The organism is Hugenholtzia roseola DSM 9546 (assembly GCF_000422585.1).
Lineage (GTDB): Bacteria > Bacteroidota > Bacteroidia > Cytophagales > Bernardetiaceae > Hugenholtzia > Hugenholtzia roseola.
Genome location: NZ_KE383880.1, coordinates 228,324 through 242,369, shown reverse-complemented (window position 1 = coordinate 242,369; position 14,046 = coordinate 228,324). Strand labels below are relative to the sequence as shown.

Below are 14,046 nucleotides of genomic sequence, written 5' to 3'. Positions count from 1 at the left end.
TTGTATTAGTATCTATTTTTTTCAATTCCTTACAAGCGGCTGCCCTACCCTTGCGCAGAGAAGGCAGGCTATGGCAAAGGCTATGCCGTCAAGGAAGGTAGCATTTATGCAGCCTAAATTTGGTTTAAATAGTGGCTTTCAATTACGTCTAAATGGTGTTCAGTATGCCCTGCTATCGCATAAGCCAAACCGCGCACAGAGAAAGGATATTCGTTTGATTCGCCTTTCCGTAGCCAATCAGCCTCTTTTAGATAAGAGAAAAACGCCAAACTTGCCAAGCGTTGTGTTTTGAAAAGTGCCTCTATTTGTTCCCATTCATAACTATCTGCCTGCGCACTTTCTACATACAAATCTTGGTCGAAGCCCGATAAAAGCGTGCTATCGTTGCGTGCAAAGCGCAGAGCGCGATAAACAAAGACGCGCTCCGAATCTATCAAATGCAGAAGAATGTCTTGTACGCTCCATTTTTGAGGGGCGTATCGAAAGAGGCGTTTTTCTAAGGGGAACTCCTTGAAAAAGCGATTCAGCCGCTGCGTGTTGTGCTGCAAAGCACTAATCGGACTTTCGTAATGCGCCACTTTTTCCAAATACAATTTGGCATAGGAGGGCATTTCCTGATAAATCATCTGTTCCATTAGCCGAAAATTTGTTCTAATAGTTTTTCGTCAAAAACAATATACTTAGTAGGCGAGAAACGACGGCGTGTTTCGTACTCGATGCGATGAGGCGGCGGCGTGGTCGTATTGCCCGATTTGAGTTTTTTGGCTTCGGCAGCACTATTTTTCAACATCTTCAAAAAGGCAATGATGTGTCCGCAATTTTCTTTCCCCAATAGTCGAATTTGGCGTTGGATACTATTGATAAGCTGATTGAACAACTCTTGGTCTTTGAGAAGGGCGTATTGCAGTGCCAAAAGCGATTTAAGCTCTAAAAGGGCGTGCGGATATTTTTTCAGACTTACCTCATTGAGCAAATCATTGAGCCAACGCGCCGCTTCCGAATATTTGCCTGCAAAATAGCAGCAGAGGGCGCGATAGGTGATGTATTCTACATGGGTAGGCGTGTTGTCTATATCCTCCTCGTAGTCTTCAAAAAGTGCAAAACTTTCTTCATAAAGTTGTGTCAGGGTATGATTGCGCAAGGCACGTTCTATCTTGGTGTGCAGAAATTGGGCAGGATAGGTGTACCAGCCGTAATTGGTCAGCAGGGCAGTGAGCGAATCATTGACATCTTCGTAATATTTTTCGGCTTTTTTATAGACTTTGTAATGATTGTAGTATTCGAGCTTTAAAAACTCAAAGACGATATTGAGGTGGTAGTAAATCGAATCTTTTTCGTATCGTATAAAATGCTTCTGCACCTCGTTCAAAATGTCTTCAATCGGTTCGGCATCATCGTTTTCTTGTGCCTCGATGTCCTTTTCTACAAAAAGTCGGTGAAAGACTGTAACACAACTCTGATAGACATACAAGCGATGTGAATCGTAGAGTTTGCTGATGTTTTGTATCTCTTGCATCAAAAAGCTAAGTCCTAAGCGGTCGGTGTCGTCCCCAGTGAGGCTGTATTCGCCAAATTTGCGGAAGTAGTCGGCTAAAATATCCTCTGCCTTGTCGATGGCGAGCATATAAGCCACATGTCGATTGTAAAGTTGTGAATAGTGGAAGTGTTCGGGTGAGTGAATGTGTAGTTTTTTGAGAACCTTGTAGATAACGGTTAGTTCGTTAGATAAATCATAGTCAAGCAGTTCTTTTTCTAATTTTTTGAGCGTCGCGACTGAAATCGCCCTTTTTTTGGTAAAAACTACTTCATTGATATTGACGACCTTTTTGAGCAAGTCGGTGCGCGGGCTTTCCATCTGTTGCAGCAAATATTCCTCTATCTTCTGATTGAGGCGTGAGCGCAGGGTGTAATAGGCGTTGTTATTGACTTCCAATTCCACCATAATCTTGGCATCGGGCAGTTCCTGCTCGCGCAGTGCTTTGAGTAGGTAGGCAGACTTATCAGCTCCGCTTTGCGCTAAATTTTGATAAAGAGCCTGATAGTCAGGGTCAGAAAGCTGCTTAATGATGTTTTTGAGTTTTGCCATAATTTGAAAAATTAAGAGGATTTTGTGTTTAGAAAATGGCGCACCTGTACCCAGACACAGGATACCCCTTCTCTTTTATCGGCAGGGTACATTTTTTCAGAAAGGTACGTAATTTTTTTGTAAAAATTGCAAAAAAGAGAGAAAAAAACAAAAAAAAGGCTTTTTTTTTACAGACGTAATAAAAATGGTAGAAACGTCTTCTCTATTTTTTCTTTGTGCCTAATTTGTGTCCTTATTGGGTTTGAAATGTCGGCGGCGCGTATTTCTCATTTTTTGAACGCAAGGGAGCGAAAAATATAGACTTTATACGGACAATATTGGAGCAATAGCGAAAAACCTTACAGACCCAATACAGAAAAGTCGAAGCTCTGTCCTTGCGTCTTGCGTTTTTCCCGTTCTTTTTCAAAATCCTGCCTACTTTCTTGTTTTTCCAGAAAGTCGAGCAGTATTTTGGGCTGCTCTTTGAGCGTAATTTGGCGCACTTTCTCTTGTAGGAAGCGGATATAATCGGGGTCTTCGTTGGAAAACTGCAAGGCTTGGTCTTGCCGCACGCCTGCCGCCACAAGCAATACCACACTGCGCGAAACGGCATCTTTGAATTGGCTGCTCTTATCTAATTTGAAACGTTTGATGACAAAACGCACCGCCGCTACCTTTCGCCCTTTTTTTACCTCCTCGATTTCGAAGCGCAGGTCGGCACACTTTTCAAAATCCTTTTGGGCGCGTTCTAAGACTCCTGTACGCAGGCTATTATAGTTGCGATACGATTCGGGTGCAATGTGCAGAGCCTGACGCAAGGCAGGGAGTTCGAATTTGCGCTCGCCAAAATTTTCATACTGTTTTAAAAGCTCATAAAGGCGCATTGAATGGGTACTCCCCATGCGAAAGACGTGCTGCAATTTAAAGACCGTAAAACGTTCCTGCAAAAGAAGCAAGTAGGGTTTGAGCTTGGGGTCTAAGGATACTTCGATAAATCCTTTGTTGTATTCTATGGACGAAACCCAATTCATCATCAAAAAGCCATTCTCTTTCTTAATTTCTATGGTAATGCCCATAAGAGAACGCAATTCGCTACGCATGCGCTGATACCAACCCTTTCCCGAAATACCTGCCAATTTGATAATATCTAAGGCTTGTATGCGATAGACCTGAAAATCAGCATCATACCTATCAATCAAAGAAATGACATAGTACATAAACCGCTTCTGAAAAATGCTCATCTCGGATATGCAGCTATTGATAAGGTCGTTGTGCTGAACGATAAGGTGGTGCTTGGGGTGATGCTGATAATTTTGAAAGTTGTGTAAAAGTTCTTTCTTGCGTCGTCCTCGTTTTGCAACCGTAGTAGGGGGCGGGGCTAATTTTTTGAGATTTTCGGGCAGCGGCTTTCGCCCACGCTTTTTAGGCGGCTCACTGCTCTTGCGCCTACGCTTGGGTACTGCTGTGGCAATGGCAGGCGCAGGGAGTGCTAATTCAGGGAGTACTAATTCGGTCTGGGTGTCTTCGCTGCTTGGCTTTGTGTGCTGCCGCTGGTGGGGCGGCTCTTCTTCGTTTTCTGTATTGGCAGGCGTTGTTTTTTTTCTTTGCGGATTTTGCCCCTGTGGTGCATTTTCTTTGCCTTCTATTTTTTGGGCGGTCATATTTTCCGTTTTGCTCACCTGCGGCAAGGTATTTTCGAGCGGCAGCCGCCGTCTGGGTCTGCCTTTGGGGGCAGCCCTATGACTCTTTCCGTCTGCTTTTGAGACAACCTTTGCCGCCTTCTGTAAGGAATTGCGTTTGAGGTCGCCTTCCACCGAAAGCGAAGATACCATGCTGATAGAGGGGAATAGAAAATAACGACAAAGTTACGAAATTATCAAATTTTCACAAACCAAAAGGCACAGAGAATACTATCAGCATGCCGAAAAAATCGAGGGTTTGTAGCTTTTGAGCGCGGGAAAGAAGATTCTAAGCGAGCGCGTTGCCACCGATTAAGACTGTATCGGGCTGCAAAGATAATAATTTTATTGATTTGCGCATAATTTGCTAACTTTGCCTCTCTTTTTGGGCAAAATAAAAAATACAAAAGAGAGGCTGCCGCTGGGCTTTGGGCGAGCTTTCTAACCCTGCTTTCCCCACTTTCTCTTGATTTCCCATTTTTTGCCCTGCTACTACCTTAGAAAAGTATCGCTCCTTCGAGTTTGCTGCGGTAGTGCCTTCTTTCTTATCCATTCGCAAATTGCTTTTTTACAATATGACTCCCGAAGAAATTTTCTTGGCAGGCTGCAAACTCTTTGAAGCACAGCGTTATGCCGAAGCCCTCACTTATTTCCAAAAAGCCGCCCAAGAGCGTCCCGATTCGTTTTTAGTGCTTTATACCAAAGGACAAACACATAAGGTATTGCGACAGTGGCAACAGGCAAGCCAATCTTTTTCGGAAGCCCTACGCTACAACCCCAATATCGGTGATGCCCACCTCAATTTGGGCTTTTGTTTGTATCAGATGAAGGCGTATGAGGTTGCCATTCCACGCATGCTCAAAGCCATCGAGTTGGGTATGAAAGAAAATTCCCTCGAACAGGCGCATTTTAATATCGCGATGGCATATTACGAATGGCTACAATCGGAACGCTTAAAAAATGCACAACAAAAGGGTGAAGAAGACGAAAAGGGCGGATTTGTGTTAGATAAGCCCATCGAGCATTTTAGAAAGGTTGTCGAATTGAACCCTAAAAATATTGTTGCACATTTTCACTTAGGGCAACTTTGGGTCATGGCTGCCGATTGGGTCAGAGCCGAAGAAGCCTATCAGAAAGTAGTCGAGTTAGTGCCTTTACAAAAGCCCAATACCTATTCTGTGCAGGCTTGGGTAGGGCTTGCCACTGCCTACACTGCCTTAGAACGCTATTCACGCGCCTTGATTTGTTTGGAAACTGCCATCGATTTAGAGCCACGTGTAGCCGCTATTGCGAAAGCCGACCCTGCCTTCGAAAAATTGCGCAAGCATGAAGAATATGCAGAAGATTTTTACGATTTAGTACAATAAATATCCTATGTTTGACCGCTTTTTTTAGAAAAAAGGGGTTGTTACAACGGTCAGAAAGTCAAAAATCTGCGCTTTGTGCTTGGTGCAAACCTGCTGAACCCTCACCCTGCCCTCCCCCCATAGGAGAGGGTTCGAAAATCAAACTAATTTTCAATATTTTGCATAACAAAGCAAAGATACTTTATGATAAAAAAGCCCCGCCCTATGGGGGCGGGGTTTGGGGTGGGGTGCATTTAAGGCTTTTATCGTTGTAACAACGCCAGAAAAAACGCCCAAGCATCGATAAGGAATGATTGGGCGTTTTTTAAGTCCTGATTTTTTCAATTTATTTTATTTAATGTAGGGACAAGGCACTGCCTTGTCCGCATAGGAGGCTTTTATCGTTTTTTTTGCAGAAAAAATAAAATTAGGGAAACTAATTTTTCACTAATTTTTTCACCACTACGCCTTCGTCTGTAAAGATGCGTGCCACATACACGCCTGCTGCAAGTCCTTCGAGGTTGATTTCACGTTGGGCATCAGTGGTGAGTTGTAACTGCCCTAAGCTATTGAAAATCAGCACCTTTTCTACCCTAAAATTATCGCCCTGAATTTGTATTCTATCCTGTGTTGGGTTTGGAAAGAGGCTCACACGTAGGCTAATTTCATCGGAAGGGGAGGAGAGTGGCTGGTCGGGCGTAACAAGTGCATAGATGGCATGAGAAACGCTGATACCTTTTCCGCCCTGTGCCGTTGGAATGTCGTAGGGCTGCCAAGTGCCGTTGGAGAGGCGTTCCCAGCCTGTGTTTTGGCTCATATTAGCGGTAAAGATTGCCAATCGCGTGCTTTGGGTATAATCTAATTCTAAACCGATATAAAATTTGGCGGGTGCGTTAAATCCTGCACCATTATTAAAGATAATGCGCGAAAAGCGTTGGCGTGTGTAGTCGCGTTTGAGCTGTGAAACTGCCACTAATTGGCGGTATATTTCAGTGTTTGGCTGCCCGTTTTCGCCGTCATTGAGCCAAACTTTAAGCGTAACTACTTCATTTTCATCAATATCTTCTAATGCGCCCAAATGCAGGTCTGCCCCTATAAGGGTGCGATACGTGCCGAAGTTGCCGAAAAACTCTGCCTTTGCAAGGTCTTGGTTCTGATTATGCCCTGCGACATAGCCTTCGTTGTTTGTCCTGACTAATAGGCTCTGCCCTGCTATGTTGCGCAATTTTGCACCCTGAATGACCCGCACATAGTTAGGTCGTGAAATCTGATTTGTACCCAAAGGGTTTTTTGCCGTCAGACTTACGTCATAATTTCCTGCTTCCGAAAGCACCACACTTGGATTTTCCTCTTCTGATATAATAGAGCGTGAGCCTGTAATTTGCCATAAATACTCAAAACTGTTTTCGGAAAGGTTCGTTAGGTTCAGATTTTCATTCGCCAAAAGGGTTGTATAATCCACTTCAAAGTCTGCCAAAGGCGGGCTTAAATCCTCCATATTCTCGATGCGAATGTTATCGATATAAAGGTTATTGACTCGGCGGCTGATGTTGCGAAAGCGTATCTGGACGCTGCTAACGCTTAAATCTTCCACATAAATATAGGCACTTTGCGTGCGCCAATCCTGTGGGCGCGGGCTAAAAACGCCACTTTGAGCAGGGGCAGTCATCAGGCTCAAGCCGCCTCTTTTCCAAATCACTTGATAAGTCCCTCCGCAATCGGTAGAAAAGGCAATTTCCAAAGAGTCGGTAAAATCGCTGCTACGTGCGGTATAAGCCAAGTCGAAGTCTATTTTGAGCAAGCGGTTTGCAGGCAGAAGCACCTGCGGCGATTCTAAAATAGGGCTATTTTCACCACAGAAAAGTGTAGTAAAGTTATCTGCCACCATCGAAACATTGCTACTCGAACCCAAACTTGCGAAGTTCCAGCCCGTTGCTTGCCAGCCCTCTTCTAAGCGACGGCTTTCAAAACCTTGTGTAGGATTGCTTTGCGCCACAGTGGGGGTTTCTATCGTAACCTGACTGTTGTAGGTATGTGTCTTGCCTAAGCGCGTCTGCACACTCAAACTAACGGCAAAAGTGCCTGCGGCGGCATAGCTCACCAGCGGATTGAGGGCAGTAGAGGTGGCAGGCGAGCCATTTTGAAATGTCCAATTATAGCTTACCACAGCGTCTGCTGCATCAAAAAGGCGGACATCTTCCTGAAAACGGATAGCTTGCCCTTGGCAGGCATTTGTTTTTTCCGACTTGAAAAGTGCAAAAACGCGCTCCGAAAGGTCGGCTGCTTTGTCTGAATCTTTCAAGGTTTTGCGGCGCGGTGAGATTGCCAAAACTGCTTCCATGCGCTCTACCTGATTTTTTGTAAAAATATTCATACAAACATCATGGCTATAATCCATAAAGTTTTCAAACATTTCATCACTTGTACCACAATTATTAGGCTTTGGGTGCGAAGGGCAGCCACTATTCGAGCCTTGATGTGTAGGCGTATCGGCACAATAATCATTGCCACAGTTGGTATCGCCCCAGATGTGAATCAGACCCAAAAAATGCCCAATTTCGTGTGTGGCAGTGCGTCCTAAATTGTTGGGTTCGCCATCTAAAAGTTGAGGGGTGCGTACTTTTAGCACCGAACCGAAGTTGCGATAATTGACCATCACGCCGTCGGTTTGCGCCTGTCCTTCGTTTTCAGATAAGCCTTCCAAGCCCGAAGCGTTGGGAAACTGCCCGAAACCATAGATGCCACGTTGGAAAGATACCGTCCAGATGTTCAGATATTGGTCGGGATTCCAAACGGTTTTGGGTTTTATCTCTGCCTCGAAGCTCGAAGGTGTCCATTGGGTACGACAGGCATTGTAGCGGTGAATCCCTGCCTCTTCCAAAGGGAGTCCGTCGGGGTCAAGGGTTGCGGGTACAAATTCGATGTTGAGAGAAGCGGCTACCGATAAAAATTGGGACGGCGTATTGCGAGCATCACCATTCCTACGGTTGAAATCTTCATTGATGACTTCGATTTGAGAATAGACCTGTTCGCGGCTTATATTGGCTCCGTCGCCCACTTTTTCGCCTGCATGAATGATATGTACAATGACGGGAATACGGATAGTTTCGTCCGTCTGTTCGGTGGTTTTTCCTAATTGTGCCTTTCTAAGGCGTTGATTTTCAATTTGCTCTGCTATTTGGTCTTCAAAAATGCGTCCTTGTGGCTGATGCCTTTGCAGAAGTGGCGACACCTGCTCTGGATTTACCTGACAGCTTCTTTCTATCTGGGCTTGCCCTTCCGAAAGTACGCCCAAAAAGGTTAGGGATAGGAACAGAAAAGAGGGCAAGGGGCGTGCGCTAAGGGCGGTTAGGGGGGCTTTCGTGCCTACAAAGCAGGTAGAAAAGTAGGCAGAAAAGCGGGCAAAAAATGTACGTAGTGGCAACATAAAAGCAGGCTTATTTTTGTGTATATCAGGAGATTAGCCAAGATAGGTATTGGGCAAAGATACAAAATAATCGCTTTCTTATCCAAAAAAAAGCAAGATTAAATTTTGGCTGCACTCGCTTGGCAGACATTTTTCAAAGCCCTTGCTCTATAATTTTTATTTCAGCCTCATCAAGTTCATAAAGTTGGTAAATAAGTCTATCGATTTCTTTTTCCAAATGGCTCACCTCAGCCTCTGAATCGAGGCTTTTCGCTTCCAAAATTTGATTGACAAGGGTTTCGAATGAAATTTTCTCACTATCTTTCAATGCAAAAATAGGGATACGCCCTAAATATTGATAGATAAGCTGATATCCATTGCGAATTTGGGTACAATATTGAGAAATTAAAAACCAACTTATTTTTGAATTAAGATAAGCTAATAAATATTTATCATTAGTAGGTATAAGCCATACGGAATTATTTGTAATGACTTTGTTTTTATCCAAACAAAAGGCAGGTGAAACTTGAAAGGCTTGATACATGATTTTGTCTTGTTCAAAAATTGAGTAGTAATCACAAGCTCGCACTTCCCACCAAAAATCGCCTTTGTCTTGTCTTTTGCGTGCTTTTTCTTCAAAAGGCAATAAGTGATTTGCAATCTCATTGTAAGATTGTGAAAATAATTGCCAAGCCTTTTCTTCATTTTTTGTATTAAACTTTGCTTTTGTCCAGCCTTTGGGAATTAAAATGATATATTTATCATTAAAAGTATGAATATAATTTTTAATGTCCCGACCAGCAGCAAAAGGTCTGATAAGTTCTTTATTCTTTTCATTGTTTGATGTTAATTCGTTTTTAGTTTTTAAATCAATAATAAAAGCCTCATTAAGTCCTGTTAAAATACCTCTATAAACTTGTCCATTTATGTATTCATTTAGGGTAATACTTCTTTTTTGAACTTTTTTCAAAATATCCATCTTTTTGGGGTTACTCAAATGCCAACCGCTTTTTTCAAGTTGTGTTATTGGGATAGAATACTCTGTTTCCTTTACTTTATTGTAAAGTAATTTAAAATTTAAGTTTTCTATTATAGCAACCTTAATGTGAGTATCTTGGCTGTTGTCTTTTTTTATCTGTATAATAGCAGGATAGGCACTTGCTTTTGGAAAGACGGACAAATCTCCAAAGTCTACAATGTTATGTATTTTATAGTTTTTTAAAAATACTCTTAGTTTTTCACCATAGCCTGCTTTTAGCCATTTATTTGCTGTGATAAAAGATAGGTCTGCATTGGTTTTTAAAAGTTTTAATCCTAACTCAAAAAATAGTACATAAATATCGCTAGTATTGTCATATAAAGAATAGTATCTATCCAAAATTTTCAAGTCTGATGCGTAATTTAGTGAGTAGTAGGGCGGATTTCCTATAATAAGGTCAAAACCCATAAAATCGCCATCTTCGTTTAGCACTTCGGGAAACTCAAAACGCCATTCAAAAGCCTGACGGTAGAGCCTACCTGTTTCGCGCTCGGTCAAAATTTGTTCTAATGATGAAATTTGTGCTTCTAAAAGTTTTTTCTTTTTTTCTTTATTTTTTTGCTCTTTTTCAGTTTCTTCTGTAAAACTTTGTTGTGCCATAAGCAACTGCCATTCGCCTTTTAGCTGGTGCAAACGCTTGCGGTCGGGGTCGTTCCTGCTGATTTCTTGGCTAAAATTTTCTTTAATTTGTGAAATTAATTGTTTGAGTTCGCGCTTTTCCTCATAAACGGTGGCTTTTCTATAATTTGCCACAGCCTGCTGATAGGCTTCTATTGTAAGTTTGCTCTTTCGAAGTGCATCTTTTAGGTCGGAATGAAGCTCGAAACGACTCAATAGTGAATTGCCTACTTTAATATTGATGTCTAAATTAGGTAAGATTTCTAATTCTCTTACCCCTCCTTCGGGCTTGTAAAACGTGTGTTTGAGCAATTCTATCCAAAGCCGAAGCCGACAAATCTTAACCGAGTTAGGATTGATATCTACACCAAAAAGACAGTTTTCTATGATATACTTTTTTTCATAAAAAATAGTTTCCTGTACGCGCTGCCGCTCCTCATTGATTTTGCGCTCTCCAAATCTATTTTCTGTGATAAAATATTCAAAAACTTCTCCATCATCGGCATACGTTACGGAAAGTTCGTCATTATCTATCAATAAACGATAAATTCTTAACATTTTTCCCTTTTTATCATATAATAAATTTAAGTCTGATTTTACAACTAAAATTTCATTCAAAACAGAAACTAAAAAATGTCCTGAACCTACCGAAGGGTCGCAAATTCGCAAGTCATTGACTAAGGCATTGGCTTGCTGCCAAGGCACTGACCGCAAATGAGCATCTAAATCGTCAAATGTTTGGCACTGCCAACCAAAATGTGTATTAAATTTTGTAACAACTGCCTTTCGTACCGTTTCACGCGCCATGTACATCGTAATAAAACCGGGCGTAAAAAAAGAGCCTTCCTTGTAGCCATTTATTTTTTCAAAAATTAGACCTAAAACAGAAGCATTGATAAGCCTTTTGCGCTGCGTCTGAATCTCCTCTGTGCCTTCGGCTGCAAAATCATAGGCATCGAGAAACTGCAAAAAATAGGCTAAGGGTAGCGTTTCGCCCTCTTTTCTGATACCTTTTTCATCAACCAAAACTGTGCGCTCATAGTAACGTATCGGCGCACGATTGTTCAGAGCATGAATACTAAGGGTTTGGATTTCGAGTTCAGATATTTCAAAAAGTGAAGAATTTAGATAAGGAATATGCGCAAAAGCCGCACGAAAAAGCGGACGGCGTTCCTCTTCTTTTTTCGCTAATACTTCAAAAAAAAGTTTATAAACTTCGTCGTAATCGGGCAACTTTTCGGCACTCAAAAAGCGAAAAGCCGCACTGCCTTTATTGAAGTTTAGGAGCTGTCCTTCTAAAAGTTTGAGAAAAAGTAGGCGATTGACCCAAGTGAGAGAAAGTTCCAGCGCAACGTGAAAGATTTGCTCTTCGAGTGTAGTACCATATTCCTGTCTTTTTGCCAAAAATTCTACCTTGCGGCTACTTTCCAAAATTTGAATCGTATTTTCCAGAATAGAACCTGCCTCGCGTTTGGCGGCAGGCTTGCGCTTTATCAAATTAAGCCCGCCTTGGCTCACCTCTTCCAAACCCATTACGTGCAAAAGTTCTTCATAAAATCCTCTATCTAATTGATTACTATCATATTGAAATTTTTTAAGTAAATGGTCGGGTGAAAGCAATTTAAAAAGAGCAATGAGCTTTTTTTCGTCTGTTTCCTCTGTAAGTGCCTGCTGATAGTGGCGCAGGTCGAAGTAGGCAACTTTGAGCGAAGCCTCACTACTACTAATAAAAGGTTTAACAATTTCTTGATAAAAAAAGTCAGTTGTTTTATTCGTCTTTTTGCCCGCTTGCCACTGGCGAAAATCCTCTACTAATTCTTTATTTTTATGAAAAACTTGTTCAAAATTTTGTACGTCAAAAATATACCACTCATAAATATTTGTGATGACTACGTGCTTGATGTCGCCATTTTTTTCGTTTTCTCTTTCCCTAAGATAATACAGCACCAATTCGTGTAAGGCTTTGACATTGAGATTGTTAGCACTAATCATTTCGGATTTATTAGTGGGTTTTTTCACTTCAAGCAAAACCTGTGTTGTGTTCCTTATCCAGGCATCTTTTTGGCGCGGATTGCCACTAATGACCAAATCTGTCTTGCCTTTGGTATTAATTTGATATTCGGATTCATAAAAGGTTTTTCGTAAAAAAATTGCTAAAAGATTTTTGACGTGTTCTTCACTTTCTTCTTCATCTACATTAGAAAGCAGGCTAATTAGTTCATTTTTAAAAATATCAAAATCGCCACGAAAGACCTTTCTTTTCAAAAAAGCCTTGTTTAGTGCCTGTTTTGGGGTGAGCATTTCTAATTGTAACGCCATAGTTTTTTGAGAAAAAAAGAGTGGAAAACGTTGTGTAAAGTTACCATTTTTTGCGTACAGACCAAAAAAACAGGGCTTGGATAGCGAAGATTTTAGAAAAAATTAGAAACGATAATAAATAAAAGGATTGTAAGTATTGCCTACCAAAAGGGCAATCGATACCAAAAGTAAAACGTATTGAAGCACAAAGGAAAGTATCCAAAGTGCCTGTTTATTTTCAAACTTTATCTTTCTTTCAAACCATTTATTGAAAAAAGGATAGATAGGCAGGCAGAGTAATAAGGAAATAGCAAGCCAGTAAATATTTTCTTTGATTAAAAAGTTTAACTCTAAACTGCTCAAAGGCTGTAAGGAGATACCAAAAAGTAGCTTGAAAAAGGCTATCAATTTTTCGAAATCGGTAAAATAGAAAATCGCCCAACCCACTACGGCGATAAAAAGTAGATAAAGATGACGTAATAAAGCAGGGATTTTCTCCAATATTTTCAATAAAAACAGCTTTTCTATCGTGATAAGCACGCCAAAATAAAGCCCCCATATTACGAAGTTCCAACTTGCGCCATGCCAAAGACCTGTGAGAAACCAAACGATAAATAAGTTTAGATATTGATTTTTCTTATTTCCGCCCAGCGGAATATACACATAGTCGCGGAAGAAAGAGCCAAGCGAAATATACCACCTGCGCCAAAATTCAGTGGCGGAAGTAGATATGTAAGGATAGCGGAAATTCTCTTGATAGTGAAATCCAAACATGCGCCCTAAGCCGATTGCCATGTCAGAATAACCCGAAAAATCGAAGTAAATTTGTAAGGAAAACATACAAATTCCAAACCATCCTTCGCTGATACTAACTTCGGCTAAACTGCCTTCTAAATACTTGCTTGCAAATTCGCCTGCGGTATTGGCAATAAAAACTTTTTTGAAAAGACCAATACAAAAGCGGTGAATACCCGCACTAAGGTCTATGATGTTAAAACGGCGGTGGTCTATTTCATCGGCTACCTGCTCATAGCGCACAATCGGTCCCGCCACTAATTGCGGATAAAGGCTTACAAAGAGTAAAAATTTTAACCAAGAAGTTTGAACTTTTACCTTGTTTCTGTATAAATCTACGGTGTAAGAAATCGTCTGAAAAGTGTAGAAGGAAATGCCTACGGGTAGGGTAAAATTCGGAACTTTTAAATCGAGTCCAAATAAAAAGTTGATATTTTCATACAAAAAGCCGCTATATTTGAATCCTACCAAAAGACTCAAATTGATGACCAGCGAGGAAATAAGTCCTAATTTTGCCCAAAAAGTACCCCTAAATTTTTCTATCCAAAGTCCGTTTAGGTAATCTACCAACGCCGAAAAAATAAGCAAAATCACCCACACAGGCTCTCCCCACGCATAAAAAACAAGAGAAAAAAGCGTTAGTAGGATATTGCGATAGGTACTATTATTGAATAAATAGTACAGAAGTAAGTTTAACGGCAAAAAAACAGATAAAAAGGTCAGACTTGCAAAGACCATACAAGTAGGTAGGGGTAGAGGATATAAAAGAATGGGGCGAAATTAACAAAAATTTGCGTCTG

General features: G+C 41.2%; 8 protein-coding genes. 1 reads left to right on the top strand and 7 read right to left on the bottom strand.

Annotation, left to right across the window (positions count from 1 at the left end; translation table 11 throughout):
* Positions 1 to 113: 113 nt before the first annotated feature.
* The 4 genes from G500_RS0113400 to G500_RS0113380 all read right to left on the bottom strand — a co-directional run bounded on the left by G500_RS0113400 (position 114) and on the right by G500_RS0113380 (position 4,297).
* Positions 114 to 635 (bottom strand): DinB family protein, encoded by a 522-nt coding sequence (locus G500_RS0113400; RefSeq protein ID WP_027002923.1) that lies wholly within the window; start codon positions 633 to 635, stop codon positions 114 to 116.
* Positions 635 to 2,086, bottom strand: coding sequence for a hypothetical protein (locus G500_RS0113395; protein WP_027002922.1), 1,452 nt, complete (start codon positions 2,084 to 2,086; stop codon positions 635 to 637). Before G500_RS0113395 ends, G500_RS0113400 begins: the two co-directional genes overlap by 1 nt.
* A 338-nt stretch (positions 2,087 to 2,424) precedes the next feature.
* Positions 2,425 to 3,897: a replication initiation protein gene (locus G500_RS0113385; protein ID WP_027002921.1), complete on the bottom strand. Its 1,473-nt coding sequence runs from the start codon at positions 3,895 to 3,897 to the stop codon at positions 2,425 to 2,427.
* 214 nt (positions 3,898 to 4,111) lie between these two features.
* Entirely contained in the window at positions 4,112 to 4,297 is a 186-nt protein-coding gene (locus tag G500_RS0113380; RefSeq protein WP_027002920.1) for a hypothetical protein, read from the bottom strand.
* A gap of 22 nt (positions 4,298 to 4,319) precedes the next feature.
* On the opposite strand from G500_RS0113380, the gene G500_RS0113375 reads away from it, so the two are divergent.
* Positions 4,320 to 5,111 carry a tetratricopeptide repeat protein gene (locus tag G500_RS0113375; RefSeq protein WP_027002919.1) on the top strand — a complete coding sequence of 264 codons (792 nt, stop codon included), beginning with the start codon at positions 4,320 to 4,322 and terminating at the stop codon, positions 5,109 to 5,111.
* A gap of 415 nt (positions 5,112 to 5,526) precedes the next feature.
* Here G500_RS0113375 and G500_RS25130 read toward each other — a convergent pair whose 3' ends face one another.
* From G500_RS25130 to G500_RS0113350, 3 genes are all read right to left on the bottom strand, one after another.
* Complete coding sequence (locus G500_RS25130) at positions 5,527 to 8,517, bottom strand: M43 family zinc metalloprotease (protein WP_051203591.1); 2,991 nt, start codon at positions 8,515 to 8,517, stop codon at positions 5,527 to 5,529.
* Between the two features lie 133 nt (positions 8,518 to 8,650).
* A complete protein-coding gene (locus G500_RS0113355; RefSeq protein ID WP_027002918.1) occupies positions 8,651 to 12,472 on the bottom strand; it encodes a DUF7149 domain-containing protein in 3,822 nt (1,273 codons plus the stop codon).
* Positions 12,473 to 12,574: 102 nt separating this feature from the next.
* Positions 12,575 to 13,984, bottom strand: coding sequence for an MBOAT family O-acyltransferase (locus G500_RS0113350; protein ID WP_027002917.1), 1,410 nt, complete (start codon positions 13,982 to 13,984; stop codon positions 12,575 to 12,577).
* Between the last annotated feature and the right edge of the window lie 62 nt (positions 13,985 to 14,046).

Bases quoted from the DNA above. Each gene is read 5' to 3' on its own strand.
- G500_RS0113400 (WP_027002923.1), bottom strand. From the start codon at position 635: ATGGAACAGATGATTTATCAGGAAATGCCCTCCTATGCCAAATTGTAT.
- G500_RS0113395 (WP_027002922.1), bottom strand. From the start codon at position 2,086: ATGGCAAAACTCAAAAACATCATTAAGCAGCTTTCTGACCCTGACTAT.
- G500_RS0113385 (WP_027002921.1), bottom strand. From the start codon at position 3,897: ATGGTATCTTCGCTTTCGGTGGAAGGCGACCTCAAACGCAATTCCTTA.
- G500_RS0113380 (WP_027002920.1), bottom strand. From the start codon at position 4,297: ATGGATAAGAAAGAAGGCACTACCGCAGCAAACTCGAAGGAGCGATAC.
- G500_RS0113375 (WP_027002919.1), top strand. From the start codon at position 4,320: ATGACTCCCGAAGAAATTTTCTTGGCAGGCTGCAAACTCTTTGAAGCA.
- G500_RS25130 (WP_051203591.1), bottom strand. From the start codon at position 8,517: ATGTTGCCACTACGTACATTTTTTGCCCGCTTTTCTGCCTACTTTTCT.
- G500_RS0113355 (WP_027002918.1), bottom strand. From the start codon at position 12,472: ATGGCGTTACAATTAGAAATGCTCACCCCAAAACAGGCACTAAACAAG.
- G500_RS0113350 (WP_027002917.1), bottom strand. From the start codon at position 13,984: ATGGTCTTTGCAAGTCTGACCTTTTTATCTGTTTTTTTGCCGTTAAAC.